The sequence below is a fragment of the Novosphingobium sp. genome (assembly GCF_032093395.1).
Classification (GTDB): Bacteria; Pseudomonadota; Alphaproteobacteria; order Sphingomonadales; family Sphingomonadaceae; genus Novosphingobium.
Genome location: NZ_DAMDBA010000038.1, coordinates 19,124 through 45,807 on the forward strand (window position 1 = coordinate 19,124; position 26,684 = coordinate 45,807).

The following is a 26,684-nucleotide window of genomic DNA, read 5'->3' on the forward strand; positions in this document are numbered from 1 at the left end:
AATGGCGTCAATTGCAAGCCACGAGCAGAGCGATCTTCTCGGGGCGCTGCGGCCCGGCGATTTCGAGCGTCTGGCACCGCATCTTTCGGAAGTGCAGATGCGCGCCGGGGAAGTCATCTATCAACCCGGCGACAGCGTGGAATACTGCTATCTTCCGCGCGGCGCCTCGGTCTGCTCCTACTTCGTGGAACTCGACAGCGGGATTTCTGTGGAGACCATCCTGGTAGGCCGGGAAGGGGCGCTGGGAGGCGTGGTGAGCCACGGCAGCCTGCCAGCTTATGCCAAGGCCAGCGTGCTGCACGGCGGCTTGTTCTGGCGCATCCCGATCCGCCAGGTGGACGAACTGAAGGGCACTTCTCCGCCGGTCGCGGACCTCTTCACGCGCTATGCCGACTGCATGATGGCGCAAGTCTTCCAGTCCATCGCCTGCAACGCCGTGCATACGATCGAGGAGAGGGCGGCCAAGTGGCTGCTCGCCGCCGTGGACCGGATCGGGCGCAACGACGTGACGATGACGCAGGAGCAGCTTGCCTCGATGATGGGCATAGGCCGCAGCTATGCCAGCCGTGTGCTCCAGCGCTTCAAGCGTGAGGGACTGGTTCGGACCCGGCGCGGCGGCATCAGCGTGTCCGACCGCGACAGCCTGCGCGAGAAGTCCTGCTCCTGCAACGATCACGTTGCCGCCCACTTCGGCAAAGTGCTGGGCGGGGTCTATCCTAGCGATGCCTGAGCGGCTGTAATGGCCGAGTCTATGGATCGCTTGAACCGAAGTGGCGCGGTTGTCGTGAAACAGACATCGAACTGCCATCGATCTTGCGTTCAATTGCCATGAAGCGGCCCTAGCTACCCCTGTGCGATTGTCACAGGAACAGGGCACAACCATGACTGAAGGGCTTCCCGCCAACGGCTATACCGATGGCGATGTCGATACCAATCCCACTGCCGAGCGCTCGCTGGAGAGCATGGCAGCGGAACGCTATTCCCGTCGCCAGGCACTGTTCCGCGGCGCCGGCGCCACCACCATGGCCTTCATGGGCACCGGCCTGCTGGCGGCTTGCGGCGACGACGACAACGAGAACAGCGTAGCCGTGAGCGCGGGCGCCAATGCCGCCACCAGCGCCGGCCGCGTCGTCACGCTCACCGGCAGCCCTGAGAACGGCTTCGGCGGTTTCACCACCGCATGGGCCCAGACCTCGGGCACGACCGTGCAACTTACCGGAACCGGCTCCTCGGTCAGCTTCATCGCCCCGGCGGTGAGCGCGGCCAGCGATCTCGTCTTCACGTTCTCGGCCACCAGCGTGACCGGCGAAGTACGCACCGCCACCACCACGGTGCGCGTGTCGCCGGCGGTGCTCGGCTTCACCGCCGTCGCCCACAGCCTTGGCGACGTGGTCAAGGTGCCCACCGGCTACTCGGTCACCGTGATGACCCGCCTGGGCGATCCGCTGGCCACCGGCGTATCGGCCTATGCCAACGACGGTTCGGACGGCAACTTCGCCCAGCGCATCGGCGACCATGGCGACGCGCTCCAGTTCTACGGCCTCTCGGCGGCTGGCAGCCGTGACGACAACAGCTCGACGCGCGGCCTCATGGTGCAGAACCACGAGAACCTGAACGTGCAGTACCTGCACCCGAACGGCCCGACCAACGTCTCCACCGGCCCGCGTCCCGCCGCCGAAGCGCTCAAGGAGATCGAGGCGCACGGCGTTTCGGTGTCGGAATATGTCGATGCCGGCAATCGCAAGTGGTCCTACGTCGCCACCAGCGCCTTCAACCGCCGCATCACCCCGAACACGCCGATGACCTTCCACGGTCCGGCCGCCGGTTCGGCGATGCTCGCCACCGCCTATTCCACCAACGGCACCACCGGGCGCGGCACCATCAACAACTGCGCCAACGGCGTCACCCCCTGGGCCACCAACCTCACGTGCGAGGAAAACTGGGCCGGTTACTTCCGCCGCGACGCCGCCGACGATGCCAAGCGCAGCGCCCGCGAACTGACCGCGCTGTCGCGCTACGGCGTGACAAGCCGCACCGGCAACTATGCCTGGTCCTTCGCCAATTCGACCGACTCGATCTACACCAAGTGGAACGCGACGATCATCGGCGCCACCGCTGCCGAGGACTATCGCAACGAGCCGAACCAGTACGGCTGGGTGGTCGAGATCGATCCGTTCGACGCCAGGTCCACGCCGCGCAAGCGTACCGCGCTGGGCCGCTTCGGCCATGAAGGCGCCTTCGTTCGCGCCGTGAACGGGCAGAAGCTGGGCGTCTACATGGGTGACGATTCGCGCCGCGAATACCTCTACAAGTTCGTTTCCTCGGCCACTTACGCCGCTGCCGACGCGGCTTCGACCAGCCGCCTTGCCATGGGCGACAAGTACCTCGACGCCGGCACGCTCTACGTCGCCAAGTTCAATGCCGACGGTTCGGGCCAGTGGCTGCCGCTGGTGTTCGGATCGGTACCGAACCGCCCGGCGACCGGTACCACGCCGGAATACGTCTTCGCCGACCAGGCCGACATCCTCGTCAATCCGCGCCTTGCCGCCGATGCCGTGGGCGCGACGCCGATGGACCGCCCGGAATGGACCACCGGCAACCCGGTGACCGGCGAAATCTACCTCACGCTCACCAACAACAACGCCGCCGGCCGCCCGCTGACCGGCACCGATGCCGCCAACCCGCGTCACTACAACGACCCCAAGGGCGCATCGAACACGGCGCAGTACGGCAACCCGAACGGCCACATCGTCCGCCTGCGCGAGGACGGCGACAATACCGCCGCGCTCACCTTCAAGTGGGACATCTACCTGTTCGGCGCCGATGCGGCCGATGCCGGCGCCAACGTCAACCTCTCGGGCCTGACTGCCGACAACGACTTCTCCAGCCCGGACGGTGCCTTCTTCTCGCGCAGCACCAACCCGGCGGGGCAGTTCAATCCGGTGCTCTGGATCGAGACCGACGACGGCGCGCTGACCGATCGCACGAACTGCATGCTGCTGGCGGCCATCCCCGGCCGCGTGGGAGACGGCGGCGCGAAGACGATCACCAACACCGGCTCCAATGGCGCCACCGCCACCCAGGCGACGATCGTCGGCGCGGCGGCCACGGCAGCGAACCTGCGTCGCTTCCTGGTCGGCCCGGTCCAGTGCGAAATCACCGGTATCGACACGACGCCGGACGGCCGCACGCTGTTCGTCGGCATCCAGCATCCCGGCGAGGACGGCACCCCGGCGGCGCCTTCCAGCCACTGGCCCGACAGCCAGGCCGGATCGGCAGGCGCAACCGTGCGTCCGCGCTCGGCGATCGTCGCGATCACCAAGGATGACGGCGGTGTGATCGCTCTGTGAGCGATGGGGGCGGCGTTATCGCCCTGTAATCCCAAGCCGATCGGCTGAGATCACGAAGGGGAGGGGGCGCCACGGCGCCTCCTCCCTTTTTCGTCGTATCGCCCCGGCGTTGTGCAGAAAGCGTGCTGCCGCTGGAACAGCCGCGCGCTATGGCTTAATGAACAGTCCTGTTGATAATAGGAGAGGCCACGTGCAAGAAACGGGCAAGCTGCAAGCCGGTACAGGTCGGAACGACACGCTGACCGCGCGGGACATGGACGAGGAACGCCTCGCCACCTACCCCACCACCGCCTTCCTGTCGAAGGACTACCTTCAGGCCGAGAAGACGCTGCTCTGGCCGAAGATCTGGCAAATGGTCGAGCGCGAAAGCGATCTGCCCAATCCGGGCGACTGGCTGACCTACAATGTCGCGGACGAATCGATCATAGTCCTGCGCAAGGACGACGGCTCGCTGCGCGCTTTCCACAATGTCTGCCCCCATCGCGGCCGACAGCTGGTTTCGGTGCCGGACATGCTGCCCAGCAAGGTCCATTCCGTGCGCGGCAGCAATCGGCGCAATTTCATCTGCGGCTTCCACGGCTGGACCTTCGACCTCGAGGGACAGAATACCTACATCCTCGACCCGCAGGACTGGCACAACAAGCTGACCCCGGAGATGACCTGCCTGTCCGAGGTTCAGGTCGATACCTGGGGCGGGTACATCTATATCTCGATGGACCCCGATGCCGTTCCGCTGAAGGAATGGATGGGCCGCGCGGGCGAGATCCTCGATCACTTCGACCTCGCCGGAATGCATTACAAGTGGCGCCAGTGGGCGATCTACGACTGCAACTGGAAGACGGCGATCGAGGCGTTCCTGGAACCCTATCACGTCGCCGGCACGCATACCCAGCTTCTGGCCTATGGCGACTATTATGCCCTTTCGAAGCAGTACGGCCTGCACTCCGTCTCCAGCTACGACACCCGCGACAGCAAGTTCCAGATGAGCGAAAGCGCCGGCACCACCCGCGCCGGCAAGGGCGACGACGCCCGCGTCTCGACTTACGAACTCATCCGCGAAAACTACGAGACGGTGAACTACTCCGCCTCCACCGAAACGCTGGTCAACGCCGCCAGCCGCCTGGTGGACGAGCTTCCCGAAACCGCCACGCCGGGAGAGATCATCGCCCACTGGCTCAAGTCGGCCAGAGCGGACGACGCCGCGCGCGGGGTGATCTGGCCGGAAGTGCCGCCGGAGATCAAGAAGGAAGGCGGCCTCGCCTGGGGTCTGTTCCCCAACCAGAACATCCTGCACGGCGAGACTTTCGCGCTTTGCTACCGCGTGCGTCCCTATGGCGACGATCCGGACAAGTGCGTGTTCGAAAGCTATGCTCTCGAACGCTTCCCGGAAGGCGAGGAGCCCAAGACGGAATGGGTCTATGCCGATCCGATCGGCGAGAACTGGGGATCGGTGCTGGCGCAGGACTTCTCGAACATGCAGTTCGTGCAGAAAGGCATGAAGTCCAGAGGCTTCCGCGGCCCGCTGCCCAATCCGCACCAGGAGCAGAAAGTGATCAACCTCCACCGCAATTTGGCGAACTTCATGAACGGCATGGGCGCGCCGACCCTGCTGGAAGTGGATTAGGCAGAAACAACGTCGTCCCGGACTTGATCCGGGACCGCTGTCAGTTCTTTAGGCGCAACCTTTCGATGAGCCGCGGCCACGTTCGAAAGGTGGCGCGGCCTCGACAGCGGTCCCGGATCGAGTCCGGGACGACGGGTGCCGTCCACCCTTTTCAGGCGGCGCTGCGGGCGGCTGTCTTCCAGCGCGTCAGGTCCAGCCCGCAAATGGCCTCCAGCGTCTCCACGTCGCGGGCGTAGAAATCGCGCAAGTGTTCGCGCAACCCCGGCACCAAGGGCGGGTAGGCCATCTCGCGCGCGAGCAGCGAGCGGACGTTCTCGAACACCGATGTGCCGCGCAGCGGGCGCACGGTGTCCTTGAGCGGGGCCAGCGCCTTGCGCAGTGACAGGGGCAGGATGGCGGAGCGGCTGCTGTTCTCCTGCGCCCCGGCCCGTTCCGACCGGAACACCGGCGGCACGCCGATATGGCTGGACACCGCTTCGACGATTCGCTGCGGTTGAACGGTCACGTCGTCGTAGAGGTAGATGAGGATCTGCTCGCGCGGAAACAGGTCATACCAGCGCGCGAGATGGCGCGCGTAGAGCCCGTCCTGCAGAAAGCGCGGATAAGGGTTGTCGAGCGAACGCAGGTATTGCTCCGGGGCGCCCGTGATGGTGCCGCGCCGGTAGAACATCTTGTAGTCCGAATAGGCGCGGTCGATGGGATTGCGCAGCTGCAGTACCAGGCGGGCATGGGGCAGGTCGCGGGCGATCCGTTGCGCGGCCAATGGATGGGCCAGGTAGTCGGCCGATTTCTCGCCGATCGCCAAGGCATCTTTCGGGCGGTCCGCGAAGAAGTTGCGGTACCATGAGACACCGCGATCGTATCCGGCGCTGAAGTAGTGCGGTTCGGGATCGGGCATGAAGATCGCGGGATTATCCTGGAGGCGGGCCTGTATCCAGGTCGTGGCCGCCTTGACCGCGCCGATGACTAGAAAGCTGGGCTGCCAATCCTTGGGCTTCATCGCGTACCAGGCTCCCTCATCGCCGATCCGATCTCCTCGGCCATGCGCAGCATGTCGGCGGGTTCGAGTGTATGGTCGACCGGGAACATCAGCGTCCGGCGTCCCAGGTCCACGGCATTGGCCAGCAGCCCGTCGCGTCGGATCGGCAGGCCGGACAGGGCGTGCTCGCGGCTCATGTCGGGGCACGAACCGCTGCCTGCCGGCATCCCCCGCGCCACCAGCGTCGCCAGCACCGCGCGGCGGCGTTGCTCCGCCTGTTCGGCATCGCCGCTCAGCCGGATATGGAACTTGTACCAGGCATGGCCGACTTCGGCGGGCGGTTCGGGCAGAAGCAGCCCCGGCACGTTCGCAAGCGCGCCAAGCAGCGTCTCTGCATTGCGCCGGCGCGCGGCAAGCCAGCGCGGCAGCTTCGCGAGCTGGCAGCGGCCGAGCGCAGCCTGCATCTCGGTCATGCGATAGTTCGAACCAGGAGTGTCGTGGATATAGCGGAACGCGCCGGGCGTACCCGCCCCATCCGTGACCTTGGCATAGCTCTTGCCATGATCCTTGAAAGCCCATCCGCGCAGCCAGGCCTGGTGGTCCCGGAACAGCAGCAGCCCGCCTTCGCCGCCGGTGGACATGATCTTGTCGGTGCAGAACGAGAAGGACGAAGCCGCGCCGAAAGAGCCGACCTGGCGGCCGCGCCAGGTAGCGCCGTGGGCCTGCGCGCAATCCTCGATCAGATGCAGCCCGTGGTCGCCGCAGATTCGGCTTAGCGCATCTATGTCGCAAGGCCAGCCTGCCAGGTGCACGCAGATCACCGCCCGTGTCGCGGGCGTCACCAGCCGTTCCACCGAGGCGGGATCGATGTTCTGGCTCACCGGATCGATGTCGGCGAAGACCGGCAGGGCGCCGACCGCCAGCACGCAGCTGGCCGTGGCGAAGAAGCTGCGGGCCGGCACGATCACTTCGTGGCCCGGCCCGACGCCCAGCGCGCGCAAGGCCACTTCCAGCGTCAGCGTGCCGTTGGCGAGGCACATACCTTCGGGCATGCCGACGAAGCGGGCGAATTCCGCCGCGAATTCCCGGTTCTGCTCGCCATGGACAAGCGCGTTGACCTTGCCCGAGCGCAAGACATGGGCGACGGCTTTGATCTCATCCGGTTCGTGGCGCGGCCAAAGGCTGCGGACCGGGTGCGGCGGCGCGGGTTCAAGCGTTTCCGATGTCGGGGAAAAATCCTCGACCGCGGGCGGGGATGCCAGGTTCACGGACTCGTTCTCCTTCGAAAGGATGAGGGGAAGGATCGGGGCGCGATCAGGCCCCGAATCAGGCCTTCACCGGCTCGCCGGCGCCTTGCGGCCGGTTCAGGCCGGGGTTTTCGACCACCTCGAACCCGGCGCTGCCGCTGGGCACCTTCACCAGGGTGTGGGTGATCCGTCGGGCCTCGATGTGGTCGCCCAGTTCCACCGCGCGGGCCAGCCGATCGATGCTGCGCGAGATGAAGGGCAGGGGGATCGGCTTGGACTGCGCCTCGAAGATGCCCTTGATGCCCGAGGGCAGCTGCTCCTCGCAGATGTCGAACAGTTCCTCGTAGAGCTTTTCGCCGGGGCGCAGGCCCACGAATTCCACCGGCACGTCGATCTCGGGCTGGAGGCCGTAGAGCCGGATCATGCGATAGGCGAGATCGACGATGCGCACCGCCTTGCCCATGTCGAGCACGAAGATCGTGCCGCGCTGCGAGTTCTGGCTCAGCGCCGCCGAACTGCTCTGGAGGATCAGCTGCACCGCCTCGCGCACGGTCATGAAGAAACGTTCGATGTCCGGGTGGGTGACGGTCAGCGCGCGGCCTTCGCGCAGCTGGCGGTGGAACAACGGGACGATCGACCCGCTCGACCCCAGCACGTTGCCGAAGCGCACGGTCATGAAGCGCGGCGCTTCGGGATCGTCCACGCCGCACATGTCCAGCGCCTGGCTGTAGAGTTCGCCCACGCGCTTGGTGGCGCCCATCATGCCCACCGGGTTCACCGCCTTGTCGGTGGACACCTGGACCATGGCCTTTGCCGAGAACTCGCAGACCGCGTCGGCCACGATCCGCGTGCCGAGGATATTGGTGTGCACGCCGGCGCAAGGGCTGGTTTCGACGATCGGCACATGCTTGAGCGCGGCGGCGTGGTAGACGATCACCGGCCGGTGACGCTCGAACACGCGGCGCACCTCGTCGCGTTCGCGGATGTTGCAAAGCTCGGGCTGGACGTCGAGGTCGGGATACTGCTCGCGCAGCTTCATCTCGATGGCGTAGAGGTGGTATTCGCTATGCTCGACCAGCACCAGGCGGGAGGGGCGGAAGCTGGCGAGCTGCCAGCACAGTTCGCCGCCGATGGTGCCGCCGGCGCCGGTCACCAGCACGCACTTGCCGGTGATCTGGCTGGTGATCTGCTCGCCTTCGAGCGTGAATTCGTTGCGGCCGAGCAAGTCCTTCACCGACAGTTCGTCGGGTGAGGCGCCGTGGTTGCGCTGGAGGATATGGCTCCAGCCGTCGCGGATGCGCGAGAGTTCGAGGCCGAGATTGCGGGCGCGCGATGTGAGGCGCGCCATCTCGCGGTTGGACAGGTCGGTGCCGTCGTCGCAGGCGATCGCCAGCGCCGGGCGCCGGCCCTGGAGTTCCAGCGTCTCCACCGCATGGGCAAGGTCGTCGTGGCTTCCCAGCACGGGAACATTGGCGATCTGTTGCAGCGTATCGTTGGAGACGGGAAGCAGGACGCCGGTGACCGTGAAACTGGGCGAAGTTTCGCGCTTCAGCATCTCGATGATCGAAAGCGCCCAGTCCGGCGATCCGACCAGCAGCGCGCCGCGCAGGTTCTTGCCGTCCACATGGGTGGGCAGGGCCTTGGCGGGTTGGCTCAGCTTCTCGCGAAGGGCGCGGCGGGCACCCCGCACGAAGAACAGCGCGGTCATGGCGAAAAGCCACTGCGCCAGCCCGATCTCCAGCAATTGCGAGCGTTCGGCGCGCACGCCCGGCACGATCATGATCGCCCCCCAGGCAAGCGCGAAGGCGGGCAGGGTCAGCATCGCCAGCTGGATGGCATGGGCGAAGCTGAAATAGCGCCAGCTGCGGCGATAGATGCCGGCGGTGTAGAAGATGCCGATCACCACCAGAGCGAAGGACACGATCGCGCCCAGATGGCCGTCGGACTTGGGAAATCCGGTCTTGCCGATCAGTTCGAAAGCCAGCCCCAGGGTCACTGCCAGGACGAAGAAGTCGATCGTCATCAGCACCGTGTTGCGGAAGGTGCGGCGCAGGCTGAACTGCGCGGTGGAAGAACGGGAGCGGGGGCCTGCCGCCCCGAACTTGCGCACTTTGAGGAACCTGTTCGCAGCATCGACCGGTATGGCCGAGGCACTGCTTCCTGTCGCGGTATGGCTCATTGCGTCGACCTTCTCAGCTCTCGCTTTTCAGCTTCCTGGACCCAAGCATCCCAGAGTGCCGCTCCCATCGGATCCGTCGGTCGGTCCTGAGAATTCGGAGCGGCATTTTTCCAGCAATCTTTCCGGCCCATCCTCGGGTCTGTCCGTTTGGACCGTCTCGTCGGAACCCATTCACGGGGCCGGAAAAAAGCGGGCTGGCCACGTTCGGCCTCGTCCTTTCATGATCTATTGACCATTTCCGGCACACGCACTTGTGCATGAAGCCATCAACCGTAATTGCCGATACTCTTGCGAATAGGTCGCGCCTTCGACTGTCGGACATGGGGCTGATCCAAAGGGAGCGAGCCGGGCGGAGGAAACCCATCCCTTAATCGCCGCCGGGTATCTCGAAGGGCTATCAGCCGATTAGTCGCTTGCGATCGGCGGTTCGTGGGTCATCATTCAGGGCGAAACGGGATGAGGCGAACACGCGGGGGCGTGAGCCACTTGTGGGCCGCTCTTGCGGCGCCACCCCGTCCAGCCTGGGGCTCGATCACGCAATGAAGATACTTGTCCTGTCCAGCCTTGCCTATTCGCTCACCAATTTCCGGGGCGCGCTGCTTCGTGAATTGAAGGCGAACGGGCATGAAGTCGTCGCCGTGGCGCCGGATGGCAATGTCGCGGTGGAAAGGGATCTGGCCGCTTGGGGGATCGGGTTCCGGGTCGTGCCGATGGCGCGCACGGGCACGAATCCGATCAAGGACGCGGCCCTGCTCTCCGCCTACGTCAAGCTGATGATGGCCGAGAAGCCGGACCTGGTCCTGGCCTATACGCAAAAGCCGATCATCTACGGCGGGATCGCCGCGCGGCTGCTCTGCGTGCCGCGCTTCTTCGCGCTGATGTCGGGCCTCGGCTATGTCTTCAGCGAGGATAGCGGCGCGCGCAAGGGCCTGCGCTGGGCAGTGACGCGGCTCTACCGGGAAGCGGTGCGCCGGGCGCGGGGCGTCTTCGTGTTCAATGCCGACGACCGGCAGGACATGATCGACCTGGGCATCGTCACGCCGCGCCAGAACGTGATCCAGGTGCCAGGCTCGGGCATCGATCTCGAACGCTTCCGCCTCGAACCGCTGCCGCGCAACCGCCTGCGCTTCCTGCTGGTGGGCCGCCTGATGCGCGATAAGGGCATCTACGAGTTCGTCGAGGCCGCAAGGCAGCTCAAGCGCGATCACCCCGATGTGGAGTTCTGCGTGCTCGGCCACTACGAGCGCGACAATCCCACCGGGATCGACGAAGTGGAATGCACCCGGCTGGCGCGCCAGTATCCGGTGCAGTTCATTCCCGGCACCAGCGATGTGCGGCCCTATCTGGCGAGCTGCTCCGTCTTCGTGCTGCCTTCCTACTATCGCGAGGGGCTGCCGCGCACGATCCTGGAGGCGATGGCGACCGGCCGTCCGATCATCACCACCGACATGCCCGGCTGCCGCGAACCGATCATCGAGGGCGAGAACGGCTTCCTGGTGGCGCCTCGCGATGCGGGCGCGCTCAAGGCCGCGATGCAGCGGTTCATAGAGGCTCCGACGCTGGTGACCAGCATGGCTGCCCGATCGCGCGATCTGGCCGAGAAGATCTACGACGTGCGCAAGGTGAACCACCAGCTGCTGGACGAGATGGACCTCCTGCGCGAACCCTGGAACGAGCCGACCACGATCCGCTCCGAACCGGCGCCCGGCGTCGATCCCGCTCCCGCCAGCATGGGGCCGCAAGTGCAGGGCGCCACGGGCGCCTCACGGGCGGTGGCGGGCTGAGATCGGGGAGAGGGGCGATGCGTGCTGTCGTGATCGGGGCCGTGGGCAGTACCCAGGTTCTCGTCGAGGAACTGGCCGAGGCGGCCGAGTGGGATCTTACCCTGGTGGGCACGCTGCCCCCCGAATTGCACGGGCGCCATTCGGACCTCGTCGACATGGCGCCTTTCGCTGAGAGGGCCGGGGCAAGGCTGGCGCATATCGCGCGCACCAACGATGCCGAGGTGCTCGACATGGTTCGCGCCGAGCGGCCGGACTATGTCTTCGTGGTCGGCTGGTCGCAGATCGTCGGCCCGGAGTTCCTGTCGATCGCGGCGAAAGGCGCGATCGGCTACCATCCGGCGCCGCTGCCGCGCCTGCGCGGACGCGCCGCGATTCCCTGGACGATCCTGCTGGACGAGCCGATTTCGGCTTCCAGTCTGTTCTGGATCGCGGAGGGGACGGATGACGGCGACATCCTGGCACAGCACTATTTCCACCTCGCGCGGGATGAGACGGCGCAGGGGCTCTACGACAAGCACATGGACGCCTTGCGCGCGATGTTGCGCAGCGTCTTGCCCCGGCTGGCGGCCGGCGAGCAGCCACGACAGACGCAGGACGAACGCTATGCCACCTGGGCTACCAAGCGCACTCCCGCGGATGGGCTGATCGACTGGCGCGAACCCGCGCCCGCGATCGATCGTCTGGTCCGCGCGGTGGGGAGGCCCTATCCGGGGGCTTTCACGCATGTCTCCGGGCGCAAGCTGACGGTCTGGTCGACCCGGCCGGTGCACGGCGGCGAGCGGCACCATGCCATTCCCGGACAGATCATGGCCAGCCGCGACGGCGTGCTGACGGTCCAGACCGGCGAGGGACTGCTGGAACTGACCGACTGGGAACTTGCCGAAGGCAAGCCGCCGGCGCTGCATGCCGTGCTGAAAGGATAACAGTGCCACTCGATCACTACGGAACGGTTCTGGTCGTCGCGCCGCACCCCGATGACGAGATCCTCGGTTGCGGCGGCACGATGGCGCGCATGGCTGCGGCGGGGATGGACGTGCAGGTGGTGGTGGTCACCAGCGGACGGCCGCCGGCTTTCTCCGAAGAGGGGGTGGCAAGGGTCCAGGCCGAGATGCAGCGGGCGCATGCTCATATCGGGGTGAGCCAGGTGCACATGCTCGATTTTCCGGCGGCTTCGCTCGACATCGTTCCGGCCGCCGAGCTCAATGCCGAACTGGGGCGCGTGGTGCGCGCGGTACGGCCGGACACGCTCTTCGTGCCGTTCTTGGGCGACATCCACCAGGATCACCAGCTTGCCTTCCTGGCGGCCATGGTGGCTGCCCGGCCGCGCGACCGCACGGTGCCGACGCGCGTGCTCGCCTACGAGACTTTGTCCGAAACCAACTGGTACGCCGCGCCGTTGACACCGCCTTTCGTGCCCAATGTCCACATCGACATCGCCGGCACCCTGCAACGCAAGCTCGAAGCTTTCGCGATGTTCGAGAGCCAGGTCCGCGATTTTCCGGATGAGCGTTCGCTGATCACGATCGAGGCCTTGGCGCGCCTGCGAGGCTCTACGGTATTTTCGGAAGCGGCCGAAGGGTTCGTTCTCGTTCGCGCCATAGAGCGCTGACACGGGTCCGTCGCTTGGCCTTACGGCCTAAACGCTTGAAGCCCTTTCCCACGAGGAGCGGAAGGTTTCAGCCCCGATCGGGCATGGAACCAAGGCAGATGCCGATAGTGAAGTTGCGAGATAGAACTTCCATCGCGCTTTTCGCCCGTAGTACTCGAAATTCATATGTATAGATCAGGAATACTTCACCGCCGTCTTCCGGTGATGGTTGCGAGCGGTTCGCCGGGGCGTGCGAAAAGAGGCACCCATCGGGGGTGACGGACCTGCGCCCGGGTCGGAAATGATTCGTCATGTTAGCTTACAAGACAACCAAAAGTGCAAACGAGCACTCACGAATGTTGCGACGCATCACCTGGTTGGTGCAAGCGCGAAGGCAGGTGATGGCGCTCGCGACTCGGACCGCAATTTCCACTGGGTAACTGCGGAATAGCGCTGCCTATGGCTTTTTCGCAGCGATAGCGGGCGCAGCGCGAGTCGCGGGCAAGAAAAATGGCGGTTTTGCGTTGGTCGAGCAGAGCTTTGCTGCATGCGCGACGCAACGCCGACACTTCCGACCGAGAGGAGGACATTCGCCTTGCGTTAGGTTTCGTAAGCTAACGCTTTGAAAAAGGCTGAACTTATTCGATAGCTACTCCTTTTGGGGTAGCGTGTACCAGAATTATACATCTGACTCCCTGCGCGGCAGAATGAACTTTTGGCAAGAGGTGGGTATCCTGCTGATCATAGGGGGAATTCGGAGCCATCCGGAATGTAGGTGAGGGGCTCGAATAGAACATAACCACCCCCTCGACTTAAAGACGAGGATATGATCTAAGGTGTTGTACCTAAGGTGTGGGTGGAAATAGGGGGCATACAAAGGGGGGCTTGCCATTCTGGCTATCTCATCCGGCGATTGTCGATGATTTCTGATACGGGATCTATCCGATAGGATGATTCTTTGACTGTTCTTTCCTGCGCTTGGGTGTGTAAGGGAACAGTCCTAAAACAATATTATAACATGTATTGGGTCGTCCGTATTTCCGTTATTCAGGAGAGAAAGACGATGTCGACTTTTGATGAAGTATCCGTGAGCATTGTCGGTTTCAATTCCCTCGTGAGGGAAGGAATCTGCAAGATCCTCGACAAGTGCGAATTCAAGTGCACCCAGTTCTTCAAGGACTGCGATGCGGTGCTTAGCGACAGCAATATGCCGCCGGTGGGGCTGACGGTTTTCGACATGGGCACCTGTGGTGACTTGCTCGAAGCCCTTCCAGCCATGAAGGAGCGCCATCCCCAGATGCGCGCGGTACTGCTGACCGACGAATTCGAATTCGGCCAGATGGTGGAAGCGTTCCAGCTCGGCGCCCATGCCTTCCTGCTGAAGGAAATCGGTTCCGAACCGCTGATCGAGTCCCTGCGTTTGGTTAACCAGGGTGAAAAGGTATTGCCCAGCGCGCTGCTTCAGCATCTTCCGCAGAAGCAGGCCATCGCCGAAGGCAAGGCCGAAGTGCAGGTGCAGCTGAGCGAACTGCTGTCCGAACGCGAGATCGACACACTGCGCTGCCTCGTCATGGGATATCCTAACAAGGTGATCGCCTATCGCCTCGATATCAGCGAGGCGACCGTGAAGGTCCACGTCAAGGCGATCCTGCGCAAGCTGATGGTCCAGAACCGTACCCAGGCCGCGATCTGGGCGGTGAACCAGGGGCTCATCACCCATGGCGGCGATTTCCGCGAGACCGTGGACTTCGTTCCCGTCGAGGAAGTGAGCCGTGCTCCGGTAGCTCTCGCGCTGGCGCGTTGATCAGGCCCTAACGGCATCGTCAAAGGGGGTGGCCGGATATCTCCCGGTCTCCCCCTGACGCTGTCACGTTTGGCGGATCACGCAGCGAAATCCGATATGCGTGGTTGCCGTGTCGATCATCTCGGGATGGCGCGCCGCCGGGCGATAGCGCTGGCAGTAGTTCGCAGCGCAAAGGTGCGAACCGCCCTTGATCACTTTGCGGCCGATCTTCACTTGCGGCTGTGCGGGATCGAAACTGTCCCTGAGCTTCGGGCCCTTGGGATTGCTGATCGCGCAGCATGAGCCGCCCGGCTTCGTGCCCCCTTGCGGTCGGTCCGACCACCAGTCCCGCGTCCATTCCCAGGTGTTGCCGATCATGTCGTAGAGGCCGTAGCCATTGGCGGGGAAGCTGCGCACGGGAGAAGTGCGTTCCCACCCGTCCAGGCACTGGTTGGCGAACGGAAACAGGCCCTGCCAGTAATTGGCCATCATCCGGCCCTCCGGCGCGAGTTCCTCCCCCCAGGCATAGTCCGCGCCTTCGAGGCCGCCCTTGGCGGCAAATTCGAACTCGGCTTCGGTCGGCAGATCCTTGCCGGCCCATTCCGCGTAGGCTTCGGCATCTGCATAGGCCACATGGACCACGGGATGGTCCCATAAGTCGAGCGCATCGATGTCGCTGTCCGGCCCCAGCGGATGACGCCACGAGGCGCCGAATTCGAAGTTCCACCAGTTCGCCGGGTTGGACGTATCCACCGGCCTGACCGTCTTGCGGAAGACCAGCGAGCCGGCGCGCGCCATCTCCGCCGGCATTCCGGGATAGTCCTTGGGATCGGGGGCGACTTCGGCGACCGTGACATGGCCGGTCGCCTCCACGAAGCGGGCGAAATCGCGATTGGTGACGGGCGCTTCGTCGATCCAGAAGGCATCGATCGAAACCCGCCGCAACGGCGCTTCTTCGGGGTAGAAGGTTTCCGAGCCCATCGTGAAAGTGCCGCCGGGCAGGTGGATCATGCCGCGCAGGCGTTCGTCACCGGCAGTTGGGGGCAGGGTCTCGGTCATCCAAAGTCCTTTCGGTCGATCTCGGCCCTGTCTACGGCTGCATTGGCATCGCGCCAAATGCGTAATGCCAATGCAGCCGGAAGAGCCGGGAATCGCGAAAGGTCAGCCGAGTTCCTTTTCCTTCTCGGCATAGAGACGCTCCAGTTCGGCGCGGCTCTTCTTCTCGGCGGCAGTCTTGAGCTGGCCGCAGGCCGCATCGATATCGCGCCCGCGCGGGGTGCGCACCGGGGCCGAGATGCCGCCCCTGAACACGATCTCGGAGAAGGCCTTGATCCGCTCCGGGGTCGAGCATTCGTACTGCGCGCCGGGCCAGGGGTTGAACGGGATCAGGTTCACCTTGGCGGGAAGGTCGTACTTCTTCAGCAGGCGGACCAGTTCGTGCGCGTCGGCGTCGCTGTCGTTCTTGTCCTTCAGCATCACATATTCGAACGTGATGCGGCGCGCGTTCGAGGCGCCGGGATAGTCGGCGCAGGCCTGGAGCAGGTCTTCGATGCCGTACTTCTTGTTGACCGGCACGATCTCATCGCGGACTTCCTTGGTCACCGCGTGGAGCGAGACGGCCAGGTTCACGCCGATCTCCTCGCCGCAACGGGCCATCTGCGGGATCACGCCCGAAGTCGAGAGCGTGATGCGGCGCTTCGACAAGGCAAGGCCGTCGCCGTCCATCACCAGCTTCAGCGCATCGCGCACATTGTCGAAATTGTAGAGCGGCTCGCCCATGCCCATCATCACGATATTCGTGAGCAGGCGGCCGTCCGACGAATAGCCGCCTTCATCGTCATCGCTTTCGGCGCCGTCCACCCCGTCACCGAAGGCGAAGTCCATGCGGCCCTTGGGCCATTCGCCCAGCGTGTCGCGGGCGAGCATGACCTGGCCGACGATCTCGCCCACCGTCAGGTTGCGCACCAGACGCATCGTGCCGGTGTGGCAGAAGCGGCAATTGAGCGTGCAGCCGACCTGCGAGGACACGCAGAGCGTACCGCGATCGGCGTCAGGGATGAACACCATCTCGAAGTCGTGCGCGTCCGCCGTGCGCAACAGCCACTTGCGGGTGCCGTCGCTGGAATGCTGGGCCTCGACGATTTCCGGGCGGCCGATCACGAAGCGTTCGGTGAGCCAAGGGCGCATGGTCTTGGCGATATCGGTCATCGCCTCGAACTCGGTGACGCCGCGATGGTAGAGCCAGTGGTAGACCTGCTTGGCGCGCAACTTGGCAGCCTTGGCGTCGAGCCCGGCGCTTTCGAACAGTTCCGCGATACGCTTCTTGGGCAGGCCCAGCAGGTCGATGCGGCCGTCCTCGCGAGGGGTCACGCCCTCCACCAGGCCGGGGCGGGGCACCGGCACGGGGTCGATGTGGCCGGGAATCGGCATGGGGGCGCCGGAATGGGGAGCAGCGCCGGTGGCGCCGGAAAGGGTTGAGGTCGCGTCTGTCATGATTGGCCGGTCATATAGTGCATTCGGGGCGAAAACGAAAGATGCGCGCGCAGACGAGCCCGCGCGAACGTTCGCAAAGGATACCCGGTTCCTTTCGTTCGGCGCTTGCCCAAGGCGCCCCGTCGATTGAGTGTGACCGAAAAACATCAGTCTTTTCGTTGTGTTAGGTTCAGGAAACTCCACCCGTATGACGATCATTTGACCAGTCCAGACGGGCCGGTCGCCGCCAACGGATGCCCGTCGGAAAAAACAACGAATGGAGCATCCCATGAAGAAAATTCTCGTCTGCCTCGCCCTCGGAACCGCCGCTGTCGCCGCCGCGCCCGCCATGGCGCAGGACACCGGCCCGGTTCAGCCCTTCTCGGGCTTCCATGTCGAAGCGCTCGCCGGCTACGATGTCACCAAGGCCGGCAGCAGCGTCGATGACGACGTCAATGTCGACAACGACCAGTCGATCGACGGCTTCGCTTACGGCGTCGGCGCGGGCTACGATTTCCGCTCGGGCAACTTCGTGTTCGGTCCCGAGGCCGAAGTGACCTGGTCGACCGCCAAGACCAAGTTCGACGATGGCGACTTCGAAGGCTTCGGCCTCGGCAACGTCAAGACCAACCGTGACCTCTATGTGGGTGCGCGCGTCGGTTACGTCGTGACGCCGACCACCATGGTCTACGCCAAGGGCGGCTACACCAACGCCAAGTTCGACGTGCGCAGCACCTTCGGCGATGTCGAAACCAACCGCGACATCGACGCCGACGGCTGGCGCATCGGCGCGGGCGTCGAGCAGGCGATCACCAACAACGCCTTCGTGAAGCTCGAATATCGCTATTCGAACTACGAGAAGGGCGAACTCGACTACACCGGCGACATCGCGGACGGCCAGCGCTTCGACCTCGACCTCGACCGTCACCAGGTCATGGTCGGCGCGGGCGTGCGTTTCTAAGTCGCGCGATCTTCGAAGGAGAGGGGCGGGAGCGAAAGTTCCCGCCCTTTTCTATTGCAGTCTCTGTTCTATGGTAGTCTGGCGCAGCCGATCAGCGCAGCGTCCATGGCAGAGGCGGCACCCGGCAGCGCCCAGGCATTGACGAAGCGCCTGCCCTGGCGGTCCCGCGCCGTGACGGTCATGCGGGGTGCGGATCGCATCGCCGCGACGATCGCGGCATTGTCCTTCTCGTCCCGCGCCCAGGCATCGCCTTCGCCCGCCACGAGGATGAAGCGCTGCCTGCCGATCGAGAGCGTGACTTGCGCCCCTTGCGCGATCCGGCGCGAAAGGCGGAAATGCACTTGCCCCCGCGCCCCGCGCCGGGGCCAGGATCCCACCGTCGCGAAAGGCTGATACTCGCGCGCCGCCGCATTGGGCTCGGCCATGGCGATGGCATAGCAGCGCGGGATCACCGGATCGCGAAATGCCCCCCAGGTTGCGTAGATGCCAAGACTTTCGCGAGCGAGCGCCGGGGGGCAGGTCATGGCGAGACAGGCGGCTATGCCAGCCAGATAGCGGAAGCGAAGGGGATGCATGGAGCGCGGCTCATGGCATGAATGCGGCACGCTCAAAACTCTCAATTCAACCGGGTGGCAAACGCGGAGACTCCGGCTTCGATACCGGCGCCATAGTTGCCTTCGCGAAAGCGGGGTACCATGTCACGTTCGATGATCTCTAGACTGATCTGGTCGGGGATTTGATCGGTCAGGCCGTCCCCAACGGCTATCCGCACCTTGCGCTCGTTGGGTGCCACCAGCACGATAATTCCGTCGTTCTTGCCCTTGCGGCCAATTCCCCAACGATTTCCCAACGCGGTTGCATAAGCCGAGATATCCTCGCCGCCGAGGGAGGGCGTCGTGGCGATGGCGAGTTGATGCTTGGTCCGTTTCTCCAGCCGTTCCGATGCCTCGGTCAGCCGCTTTTCGGCGTCAGGGGGGAGGATGCCAGCAGCGTCGCTTACCCTACCCTGAAACGTCAGCGGCTCCCCCGCAACTTGCTGGGTCGATTCAGGGATAGAAGGGTCGAGCGGGTCGGCGCTGCCCTTGCAGCCCGGCGCGATAAGCAGGCTGGCAAGAACCAGGGGCACGGCCCTATTGCGAAGTTTCATGGACATGCCCTGATCTTGCTTACGGTGCTGGGTACTCGATTTCCAGAACTTCCCATTCCTTCTCGCCCGAAGGCAGGCGCACCATCTTGAGGTCGCCCACCGCCGCGCCGCGCAGGGCGCGAGCGATTGGGGCGCTCCATCCGATCAAGCCCTTGGCCGCGTCCTGTTCGTCGTCGCCGACGATGGTCAGCGTCTTGTGGTTGTCGTCCTCGTCCGCAATCGTCACGGTGGCGCCGAAGAAGACCTTGCCGCGCTCGGTCTGGTCCGCTGGATTGACGACGCGCAGCGCCTTCATGCGGCGCGCCAGATAGCCGAGTTCGCGGTCGATCTCGCGCATGCGCTTGCGGCCGTAGAGGTAGTCGCCGTTTTCCGAGCGATCGCCGTTGCCCGCCGCCCAGGATACGATCTCGACGATCTCGGGCCGCTCCTTGCCGAGCAGGTGATCGTAGCGGGCGCGCAGCGCGGCCATGCCTGAGGGCGAAATCGGAGGACCGGCGGGTTTCATGGCCTGATCCATATAAAGCATTGCTCGCATGGCCAAGCCCGGCACCGCCTTCTCCACGACCTTGCGCATCCTCTATTTGTCCGACAAAAGAGCGGCTACGAATTTGGGAGCAAGGACAGACCATGGAATTTTCACGCCGCACCGCGCTTCTCGCTGCCGCTTCCGCGCCTCTCGCCGGGCTTGCAGTGAAGACCGGTGCCCAGTCGAATTCGCCTGTCGGCTCCGCTTCCGCCGCCCTCTCACCCGCGCCGGGCGCCGCTCTCGCGCCGCGTCCGCCGATGGGCTGGAACAGCTGGAACAGCTTCGCCGGGACCATCACCGAGGCGCAGGCGCTGGAAACCGCCGCAATCATGCGCGAGAAGCTGCTGCCCTTCGGTTACGACGTCTTCACCGTCGACATCCAGTGGTACGAGCCGGATGCCAAGAGCTACACCTACAACGCCAACCCGGTGCCGGCGCTGGATGCCCATGGCCGGATGATCCCCGCGCCGAACCGCTTCCCCTCGTCCAGGGGCGGAAAGGGCTTCGCGCCGCTCGCCGCCAAAGTCCACGCCATGGGCATGAAGTTCGGCATCCACGTCATGCGCGGCATCCCGCGCCACGCCGTGAAGCTCAACCTCCCGGTGCTCGGCACCAAGCTGCGCGCGCAGGACATCGCCGACACCTCCAGCGTATGCTCGTGGAACCCCGACATGTACGGCGTCGACATGAGCAAGCCCGGCGCTCAGGAATACTACGACAGCATTTTCAAGCTCTACGCCTCGTGGGGCGTCGATTTCGTCAAGATGGACGACATGAGCCGCCCCTACGACGCCCACGCGCCCGAGATCGAGGCCGCCGCCAAGGCCATCGCCCGCTGCGGCCGCCCGATGGTGCTCAGCCTCTCGCCCGGCGAAACCCCCGTGCTGCGCGGCGCCCACGTTCGCCAGCACGCGCAGATGTGGCGCATCTCCGACGACTTCTGGGACGAATGGGCGCAGCTCTACGCGCAGTTCACCCGTCTCGAAAACTGGACGCCGTTCCGCGGCCCCGGCTCCTGGCCCGACGCCGACATGCTGCCGCTCGGCCGCCTCGCCCTGGGCGATCGCGACACCCGCTTCACGCCCTACGAGCAGCGCACGCTGATGACGCTGTGGTCGATCGCCCGCTCGCCGCTGATCATGGGCGGCGACCTGCGCCACCTCGACGCGCCGACGCTGGCGCTGCTCACCAACCGCGAGGTGCTGGCGGTGAACCAGTCGAGCACCGAAAACACGCCCCTGTTCCTCGATGACGGCACCAAGGTCTGGACTGCGCGCGCCGAAGGCGGCTCGGACCGCTACGTGGCGCTGTTCAATGTGTCGGACAAAGAGCGCGACGTAAGCGTGCCGCTTTCGCTGCTCGGATTGGGAGCGAAGGCTTCGGTGCGGGACTTGTGGGAGGGCAAGGACCTGGGCGCAGTCGAAGGGCGCGTTTCGGCGCGGCTTGCTTCGCACGGGGCGGGGTTGTTCAGGGTTAAGGGGGCTTAAGAAGAGGAAGACCCGGGGGATGATCCCCCGGACCCTCGGAATGTCTGCCTTGCACCCGGCCTATCCGTCGTGCTCTCCTTGCGGCGCAGCCATTATGTCTCCCGACGCAACCGGGGGCGCGCGACGTTGTTGGTCCGCGTGACCTAGACGGTAATGGGGGTGCAGGGGGGCTATGCTCCCCTGCTTCTTCCCTTAAACCTTCACCCCGGCGTCCGCTTCCCGATCAACTGCGTCAGCGGCGTGTTCCCGCGATAGCCCGACTCCTTCGGGTACATCGACTCATAGACCACGGCGTTTTCCAGCACGCGCTGGATGTAGTTCTTGGTCTCGTAGATCGGAATCTGTTCCAGCCAGTCGATCCAGTCCACCGCGCCGGTGCGGGGATCGCCATTGGCGCGCAGCCACTTGTTCACGTTGCCCGCGCCCGCGTTGTAAGCGCCGACGGCCAGCGGCAGCGAGCCGCTGAAGTAGTCCGTCATCCGCGCGAAGTAGGCATCGCCGAGGCGGATGTTGTAGGTGGCGTCGCTGACCAGCTGATTCTGGTCGTAGGCCATGCCGAGCTTGCCGGCCTGCTCGCGCGCGGTGGCGGGCATGAGCTGCATGAGGCCGCGCGCTCCGGCGTGGCTGAGTGCGTTCTGGGCGAACTGGCTCTCCTGGCGGGTAAGGGCGTGGACCATGGCGAAGTTCGCGCCGGGCGGCATCGGGATCAGCGGATAGGCGATCTGGCCGAAGTCCTGATAGCCGTCGCCATGGGCGCTTTGGCCGAGGATGACGGCGAGGTCGCGGCGGCCGATGTCGCGGGCGAGTTCGGCGACGAGCACGTGATCGGATTCGCTCTGGGCCTGGTCCGATATCTCGCGGAAGAACTGTACGCCGGTACGCCAGTCGGCGTCGCGGGCCACGTCGCGCACGGCGGCGGTCAGCGGCTTGGCCAGGAAGGCGCTGCGCTCGGCCTGGGTCGGCACGGCGCGGGGGCGGCTGTCGAGGTCGGGCAGGGGGCGGCCCAGCCGTTCGAGGGCAAGCTGGCCGTAGAAGTAGTGCGGATAGGAGGCGGCCATCTGGAAATAGCGGTTGGCGCCTGTCGTGTCCCCGGCCTTGGCGAGCGCGCGGCCTGCCCAGTAGAAGCCTTTGGAGCGCGTGCCCGGCGTCTGCGCGGCGGCGCCGTAGCGATAGAACAGCGGCGCGGCGCGGCGGGCGTCGCCCAGCTGCCACAGCGCCTTGGTGCCGCCCAGCCAGACCAGCGAGGTATAGTCGTCGCGCAGGCGGAAGGAGAGCTGGCTGATGTCGGTGCCCGGCGCGAAGGCGTCGTCGATGCTGCCGGCGATGCGCACGGCCGAATCCGCGCCCGCGCCCTTGGCGGCGGTGAGCAGTTCGCGCACCCACTTTTCAGGCTCCGGCACCGGCGCCGTCAGGGTGGGGCGATTGGCCAGAAGGGCGATCTCGCCCGGCAGGTTGCCGCTCTTTCGGGCCTGCACGGCGCGGGCATAGATATAGCCGGCGTCGGCGTTCATCTGCGGCGTCAGCACCAGCCCCAGCGAGCCGGGGGGCGAGCCTTGCAGCATGGTGAGCCGTTCCATGAACAGGGCGCGGCGCTCGGCGGATACGAAGGAGATCTGCCGCTCGGCCTGCGACGTCTCGCTCTGCCAGAGCAGGCGATCCATGCGGGCGTCATGATCGGCGGTGGTCAGCGCGCCGCGATAGGTGGCGAGGATCAGCGCCTCGTCGTTGGGCGCCAGGGAGCCGCCGCGCCAGGCGGCGAGCGCGCGTTGCTGGGCGTCCGGGCGGCGCAAGGTAGTCAGCGCAACGGCATAGCGTCCGGCGGCCTGGTTCGACAGCGGCGGATAGCGGGTGAAGAATGCGACCAGCGAATTGGCGTCCGGCGACTGGTTGACCAGCGCCCGCTCCGCCGAGGCGCGAATCTTGTCGGCCTGGGGATAGCCGGGATAGGTCAGCAGAAACGATGAATAGCTGCCGAAGTCGAAGCCGTCGGACGCCACGAGCTGGCGCCAGCGATCGATCGACTGGTGCACGGCCATGTCGTGCGACTGCATCGCGCGGGCCTTGGCGAGATCCCATTCGCGGCCGTCCTGCGCGGCGGCGGGGCTGCCGATTGCGATACCGAACAGGGCGGTCGAAGCAAGCAAGACGAGGGGGGCGACACGCTGCATGCTGGACATTTTGGGAAAAGGCTCCTTATCAGGCGCTGAACATCGGGTCCGTCGGTTCCGATCAATGAACATCAGGTGAGGTAAAGTCCATGTTCTCGGGTTCCATTCCTGCGCTTGTTACACCGTTTCGCGACGGAGCGTTCGATGAACAGGCCTTTCGGCGACTCGTGGACTGGCAGATCGAATCGGGCTCCTCGGCGCTCGTTCCCTGCGGCACGACCGGCGAGAATTCGACGCTTTCGAACGCCGAGCACCACCGGGTCATCGAACTTTGCGTCGAGCAGGCGGCCGGACGCGTGCCGGTGATCGCCGGCTGCGGCAGCAACGATACCGTGAACGCGCTGCTGCACATGAATTTCTCCAAGAAGTGCGGTGCCTCGGCGGCGCTGCTGGTGGCACCGTACTATAACCGCCCGAGCCAGGAAGGGCTGCTCGCCCACTTCACCTATCTGGCGGAAAACAACGACCTGCCGATCGTGCTCTACAACGTGCCCGGCCGCACCGTTACCGACCTGTTGCCGGAAACCGTCTGCGAACTGGCGCGCCGCTTCCCCGATCGCTTCATCGCCATCAAGGACGCCAGCGGCGATCTCAGCCGCGTGACCGACCACCGTATGGGCATCGGTAAGCATTTCGTGCAGCTCTGCGGCGACGACGAACTGGCGCTGCCGTTCAACGCGGCGGGCGGCGTGGGCTGCATCTCGGTGACGGCGAACGTCGCGCCGAAGCTCTGTGCCGAGTTTCAGGCGGCCTGCGCGGCCAACGACCTGGAAGAAGCGCGCCGCCTCAACGACCTGCTCTATCCGCTGCACTACGCCATGTTCGAGGACAGCTCGCCGGGGCCGTGCAAGTACGCGCTGGCCCAGGTGCACGGCTGGATCGAGAACGAACTGCGCCTGCCGCTCGTCCCGTGCAGCGACAAGGCCCGCACCGCCGTGGACGAGGCGCTGGTTCATGCCGGGCTCGTCAAGGCGGCCTGAGGGGGGCTTTGACGACGGCAGCGAAGGAGAGGATAGCGTCGTCCCGGACTTGATCCGGGACCGCTGTCAGTTCTTTAGGCGCGTGCTCTCACCGTGGCGAGCAGGCGGTCGTGAGCCCCGTCGCTAGGTGGGCTGTTCACGGCCAGCGGTCCCGGATCAAGTCCGGGACGACGGGTTTTCTCCCTCTCAGACCAAAAGCATCAATCCGCCGGATTGTGCTTCTGCACGAAGCGCACGGCTTCCGAGAGCATTTTCTTGCGCGTTTCCTCGCGCGAGAGCCAGTGGTCCTCGCCGGGCAGGGTGACGAGTTCGTACGGCTTTCCCGCATCCTTCAGCGCATCGGCCATGACCAGGCTCTGCTTGTAGCCGACCACGGTATCGTCCTTGCCGTGGATCAGCATGACCGGCGCATCGGACCGCGCGGCGAAGCGGCGGGGTGAGACTTCATCGTAGAGCTTGGGGTCGCCCAGCTGTTCGCGCAGAGACTTGCTGAGCATCTTGGAATCGCCGCTCTCGCGCAAGTCGGTGGCATACATCAACTTGAGGTCGGTCACGCCTGCCACCGAAACGGCGCAGCGGTAGAGTCCCTGTTGCAGGGTTACGCCCGCGAGCGCCGCATAGCCGCCGTAACTGGCGCCGACGATGCAGGCCCGCTTGGGATCGACAAGTCCGCGCTTTGTCAGTTCGGCCAGACCGTCAGAGATGTCGGTCTGCATCTTGCGGCCCCACTGGCCGTTCCCGGCGTGGCGGAAGGCGTCGCTGCGGCCGGTCGAGCCCCGGAAGTTGGGTTGGAACACCGCATAGCCGCGCGAGGCGAAAGCCTGGGCCCACCAGTCGAACTCGGCCTTGTCATGCGCGGCCGGGCCGCCGTGCGGCAGCAGGATAACCGGCAGGTTTTTCGCCTCGCGACCGGGCGGCAGGGTGAGGACGCCGTCCATGTCGAGGCCGTCCTGCGCCTTGTAATCGACGGTGGAAATGGCGCCGACCTGTTCCGGCGCGATGGCGGGGCGCTCGTTGCCGATCGGATCGGCCCGCTTGGCGCGCACGTCCACGAGATACCAGGTGCCGCTGTCCTTGTTGCCGGTGGTGCGCACCAGCACGTTCGAGAAGTCCGGCGTCCAGTCGATCAGATGCGCTTCGCGGCCCGCGAACGCTTTGAAGATGCGGGTGATCGCGCTCTGGTAGACGGGGTTGTCCATGACCGTCTTGGGCGTTTCACCCAGGGTTCGGTAGCCGATCATGTCACCGCTGTTGCGGTCCACGAACAGACGCTCGATGCCGACTTCGTTCATGATTTCCCTGGCCTCGCCGCCCGCCAGCGGTGCCTCGTACCAGTGCGCAGCGCCGTCCTCGTCCTCGATCCCGTAGATCACGGCCGAGCCGTCCTTGGCGAACGAGACCAGGCTGACGTCGCCGGTGGGATCCACGCCGCGGGCAAGCTCGGCGCCCTTGGGAGACGTGATCTTCCAGACCCCGTTGTTTCTCGAGACGTCTAGGAAGGCCGCGACGTTGCCGGCACGGTCGATCAGCCAGTCGCGGTAGTGGTCCTCCGCCGCCGGCTGGGCCACGATGCGGGCGCGGTTGGTGGCAATGTCCACCGCGTAGAGCGTCGTGCGGCCATGGCGCCAGCGCGTGTTGAAGCCATCGACGTCAAGGGCGATGCCGCCGAAATAGCCGACCGTGCGCCCGTCGATGGTGCGGATGCCGTAGCGGCCCCGCGTCGTCTTCGCGATTCCCTTGGTCTTGCCGAACACCAGCCCCGATTCGTTGCCCGGCCGCAGCGGCAGGATGATCGTGCCGCTCATCTCGTACTTGGCGGCGGCGAAGCCGAACATCGGCACGGTGGCGCTGTTGGTCAGGAGGACGGTGTCGTTGTCCGCCCATTCGATGGAACGGACCTTGGTGTCCCCCGAAGAGCCGTTGAGCACCACTTCGCCGTTCTTGAGCACGACGACGCGCCGGGCGCCGTTGGTATGCACCACGCTGGCGATCGATGTGCCGTCCGGAGAGAGGGCGGCATCCTCCATTTGCGGCAGCTCGCCATAGGCATCGAGCGGAGGGGGCTGGATCGACGCGGGAGGCGCTGCTGCCAAGGCAATGGACGATGTGGAGCCGACAATGAGCAAGGCAGCCGGCAGGGCCGACCGAAATATGGTACGCACGTTCAATTACCCCCGTTTGTTCCGGGGTATTCAAATTGTCGGCGCCGATGGCAAGGGTCATCTTCAGCGCAGGCGCGGTTAATTTTCCTTCATCGCACGCGGGTTCTTGGAGTCCGTTTGAAAATTCGCTGAAAGCGAATTTCGCGGCACCAGCCCGCGCCCCCACCCTACCACCCGCAGGATACTACAGTTGGGTGGTAGGGTGGGGGCGCGGGCTGGTGCCGCACTGAAAATGCCCTCTCGGGCA

General features: G+C 65.1%; 20 protein-coding genes. 10 read left to right on the forward strand and 10 right to left on the reverse strand.

Annotated features, from left to right (window positions below):
• Position 1 precedes the first annotated feature (1 nt).
• From RT424_RS13745 to RT424_RS13755, 3 genes are all read left to right on the forward strand, one after another.
• Positions 2-730, forward strand: a complete 729-nt coding sequence (locus RT424_RS13745; protein ID WP_313439150.1) for a Crp/Fnr family transcriptional regulator — start codon at positions 2-4, stop codon at positions 728-730.
• A gap of 151 nt (positions 731-881) precedes the next feature.
• Positions 882-3,350 (forward strand): alkaline phosphatase PhoX, encoded by a 2,469-nt coding sequence (locus RT424_RS13750; protein WP_313439153.1) that lies wholly within the window; start codon positions 882-884, stop codon positions 3,348-3,350.
• 253 nt (positions 3,351-3,603) lie between these two features.
• On the forward strand, positions 3,604-4,974 hold the full coding sequence (locus RT424_RS13755) for an aromatic ring-hydroxylating dioxygenase subunit alpha (RefSeq protein WP_313439205.1): 1,371 nt from the start codon (positions 3,604-3,606) through the stop codon (positions 4,972-4,974).
• Between the two features lie 151 nt (positions 4,975-5,125).
• Here RT424_RS13755 and RT424_RS13760 read toward each other — a convergent pair whose 3' ends face one another.
• The 3 genes from RT424_RS13760 to RT424_RS13770 are packed head-to-tail and all read right to left on the reverse strand — an operon-like array spanning position 5,126 to position 9,379.
• Positions 5,126-5,974 (reverse strand): sulfotransferase, encoded by an 849-nt coding sequence (locus RT424_RS13760; RefSeq protein WP_313439156.1) that lies wholly within the window; start codon positions 5,972-5,974, stop codon positions 5,126-5,128.
• Positions 5,971-7,221 (reverse strand): DegT/DnrJ/EryC1/StrS family aminotransferase, encoded by a 1,251-nt coding sequence (locus RT424_RS13765; RefSeq protein ID WP_313439159.1) that lies wholly within the window; start codon positions 7,219-7,221, stop codon positions 5,971-5,973. The genes RT424_RS13760 and RT424_RS13765 overlap by 4 nt, the downstream gene beginning before the upstream one ends.
• 58 nt (positions 7,222-7,279) lie before the next feature.
• Entirely contained in the window at positions 7,280-9,379 is a 2,100-nt protein-coding gene (locus RT424_RS13770; RefSeq protein WP_313439162.1) for a nucleoside-diphosphate sugar epimerase/dehydratase, read from the reverse strand.
• Between the two features lie 539 nt (positions 9,380-9,918).
• Here RT424_RS13770 and RT424_RS13775 point away from each other — a divergent pair.
• The 4 genes from RT424_RS13775 (at position 9,919) to RT424_RS13790 (ending at position 14,555) form a co-directional block, all read left to right on the forward strand.
• Positions 9,919-11,163: a glycosyltransferase family 4 protein gene (locus RT424_RS13775; protein WP_313439165.1), complete on the forward strand. Its 1,245-nt coding sequence runs from the start codon at positions 9,919-9,921 to the stop codon at positions 11,161-11,163.
• Between the two features lie 17 nt (positions 11,164-11,180).
• Entirely contained in the window at positions 11,181-12,086 is a 906-nt protein-coding gene (locus RT424_RS13780; RefSeq protein WP_313439167.1) for a methionyl-tRNA formyltransferase, read from the forward strand.
• 2 nt (positions 12,087-12,088) lie between these two features.
• The gene (locus tag RT424_RS13785) at positions 12,089-12,772 is read left to right on the forward strand and encodes a PIG-L deacetylase family protein (protein WP_313439171.1); all 684 of its coding nucleotides are present in this window, start codon (positions 12,089-12,091) and stop codon (positions 12,770-12,772) included.
• Between the two features lie 1,042 nt (positions 12,773-13,814).
• Positions 13,815-14,555 carry a response regulator transcription factor gene (locus RT424_RS13790; RefSeq protein WP_313439173.1) on the forward strand — a complete coding sequence of 247 codons (741 nt, stop codon included), beginning with the start codon at positions 13,815-13,817 and terminating at the stop codon, positions 14,553-14,555.
• Positions 14,556-14,618: 63 nt separating this feature from the next.
• Here the strand turns inward: RT424_RS13790 and RT424_RS13795 are convergent, their stop codons facing one another.
• Both RT424_RS13795 and rlmN read right to left on the reverse strand, forming a co-directional pair.
• Positions 14,619-15,545 (reverse strand): formylglycine-generating enzyme family protein, encoded by a 927-nt coding sequence (locus RT424_RS13795; protein WP_313439208.1) that lies wholly within the window; start codon positions 15,543-15,545, stop codon positions 14,619-14,621.
• 150 nt (positions 15,546-15,695) lie between these two features.
• A complete protein-coding gene (gene rlmN / locus RT424_RS13800) occupies positions 15,696-16,964 on the reverse strand; it encodes a 23S rRNA (adenine(2503)-C(2))-methyltransferase RlmN (protein WP_313439211.1) in 1,269 nt (422 codons plus the stop codon).
• Positions 16,965-17,295: 331 nt separating this feature from the next.
• Here rlmN and RT424_RS13805 point away from each other — a divergent pair, with 331 nt between their 5' ends.
• Complete coding sequence (locus RT424_RS13805; RefSeq protein WP_313439176.1) at positions 17,296-17,967, forward strand: outer membrane beta-barrel protein; 672 nt, start codon at positions 17,296-17,298, stop codon at positions 17,965-17,967.
• Between the two features lie 68 nt (positions 17,968-18,035).
• Here the strand turns inward: RT424_RS13805 and RT424_RS13810 are convergent, their stop codons facing one another.
• From RT424_RS13810 to greB, 3 genes are read right to left on the reverse strand one after another with little or no spacing between them, the layout of a single operon-like run.
• Positions 18,036-18,542, reverse strand: coding sequence for a hypothetical protein (locus RT424_RS13810; protein WP_313439179.1), 507 nt, complete (start codon positions 18,540-18,542; stop codon positions 18,036-18,038).
• A 41-nt stretch (positions 18,543-18,583) separates the two neighbouring features.
• Positions 18,584-19,093 (reverse strand): TPM domain-containing protein, encoded by a 510-nt coding sequence (locus tag RT424_RS13815; RefSeq protein WP_313439182.1) that lies wholly within the window; start codon positions 19,091-19,093, stop codon positions 18,584-18,586.
• A gap of 40 nt (positions 19,094-19,133) precedes the next feature.
• Positions 19,134-19,619, reverse strand: a complete 486-nt coding sequence (gene greB, locus RT424_RS13820) for a transcription elongation factor GreB (protein WP_313439185.1) — start codon at positions 19,617-19,619, stop codon at positions 19,134-19,136.
• 122 nt (positions 19,620-19,741) lie between these two features.
• On the opposite strand from greB, the gene RT424_RS13825 reads away from it, so the two are divergent.
• Positions 19,742-21,127 carry a glycoside hydrolase family 27 protein gene (locus tag RT424_RS13825; protein ID WP_409521496.1) on the forward strand — a complete coding sequence of 462 codons (1,386 nt, stop codon included), beginning with the start codon at positions 19,742-19,744 and terminating at the stop codon, positions 21,125-21,127.
• Positions 21,128-21,327: 200 nt separating this feature from the next.
• Here RT424_RS13825 and RT424_RS13830 read toward each other — a convergent pair whose 3' ends face one another.
• Positions 21,328-23,304 carry a lytic transglycosylase domain-containing protein gene (locus RT424_RS13830; RefSeq protein WP_313439188.1) on the reverse strand — a complete coding sequence of 659 codons (1,977 nt, stop codon included), beginning with the start codon at positions 23,302-23,304 and terminating at the stop codon, positions 21,328-21,330.
• Between the two features lie 80 nt (positions 23,305-23,384).
• Here RT424_RS13830 and dapA point away from each other — a divergent pair, with 80 nt between their 5' ends.
• The gene (dapA, locus tag RT424_RS13835; RefSeq protein ID WP_313439195.1) at positions 23,385-24,275 is read left to right on the forward strand and encodes a 4-hydroxy-tetrahydrodipicolinate synthase; all 891 of its coding nucleotides are present in this window, start codon (positions 23,385-23,387) and stop codon (positions 24,273-24,275) included.
• A 200-nt stretch (positions 24,276-24,475) separates the two neighbouring features.
• Here dapA and RT424_RS13840 read toward each other — a convergent pair whose 3' ends face one another.
• Positions 24,476-26,368, reverse strand: coding sequence for a S9 family peptidase (locus tag RT424_RS13840; RefSeq protein WP_313439198.1), 1,893 nt, complete (start codon positions 26,366-26,368; stop codon positions 24,476-24,478).
• Positions 26,369-26,684 lie beyond the last annotated feature (316 nt).

Coding starts and splice junctions, on each gene's coding strand:
- RT424_RS13795 (WP_313439208.1), bottom strand. CDS start 15,545: ATGATCCACCTGCCCGGCGGCACTTTCACGATGGGCTCGGAAACCTTC.
- RT424_RS13830 (WP_313439188.1), bottom strand. CDS start 23,304: ATGTCCAGCATGCAGCGTGTCGCCCCCCTCGTCTTGCTTGCTTCGACC.
- RT424_RS13750 (WP_313439153.1), top strand. CDS start 882: ATGACTGAAGGGCTTCCCGCCAACGGCTATACCGATGGCGATGTCGAT.
- RT424_RS13760 (WP_313439156.1), bottom strand. CDS start 5,974: ATGAAGCCCAAGGATTGGCAGCCCAGCTTTCTAGTCATCGGCGCGGTC.
- RT424_RS13775 (WP_313439165.1), top strand. CDS start 9,919: ATGAAGATACTTGTCCTGTCCAGCCTTGCCTATTCGCTCACCAATTTC.
- RT424_RS13790 (WP_313439173.1), top strand. CDS start 13,815: ATGTCGACTTTTGATGAAGTATCCGTGAGCATTGTCGGTTTCAATTCC.
- RT424_RS13810 (WP_313439179.1), bottom strand. CDS start 18,542: ATGCATCCCCTTCGCTTCCGCTATCTGGCTGGCATAGCCGCCTGTCTC.
- rlmN (WP_313439211.1), bottom strand. CDS start 16,964: ATGCCGATTCCCGGCCACATCGACCCCGTGCCGGTGCCCCGCCCCGGC.
- RT424_RS13755 (WP_313439205.1), top strand. CDS start 3,604: ATGGACGAGGAACGCCTCGCCACCTACCCCACCACCGCCTTCCTGTCG.
- RT424_RS13745 (WP_313439150.1), top strand. CDS start 2: ATGGCGTCAATTGCAAGCCACGAGCAGAGCGATCTTCTCGGGGCGCTG.
- RT424_RS13825 (WP_409521496.1), top strand. CDS start 19,742: ATGGAATTTTCACGCCGCACCGCGCTTCTCGCTGCCGCTTCCGCGCCT.
- RT424_RS13770 (WP_313439162.1), bottom strand. CDS start 9,379: ATGAGCCATACCGCGACAGGAAGCAGTGCCTCGGCCATACCGGTCGAT.
- greB (WP_313439185.1), bottom strand. CDS start 19,619: ATGAAACCCGCCGGTCCTCCGATTTCGCCCTCAGGCATGGCCGCGCTG.
- RT424_RS13780 (WP_313439167.1), top strand. CDS start 11,181: ATGCGTGCTGTCGTGATCGGGGCCGTGGGCAGTACCCAGGTTCTCGTC.
- dapA (WP_313439195.1), top strand. CDS start 23,385: ATGTTCTCGGGTTCCATTCCTGCGCTTGTTACACCGTTTCGCGACGGA.
- RT424_RS13805 (WP_313439176.1), top strand. CDS start 17,296: ATGAAGAAAATTCTCGTCTGCCTCGCCCTCGGAACCGCCGCTGTCGCC.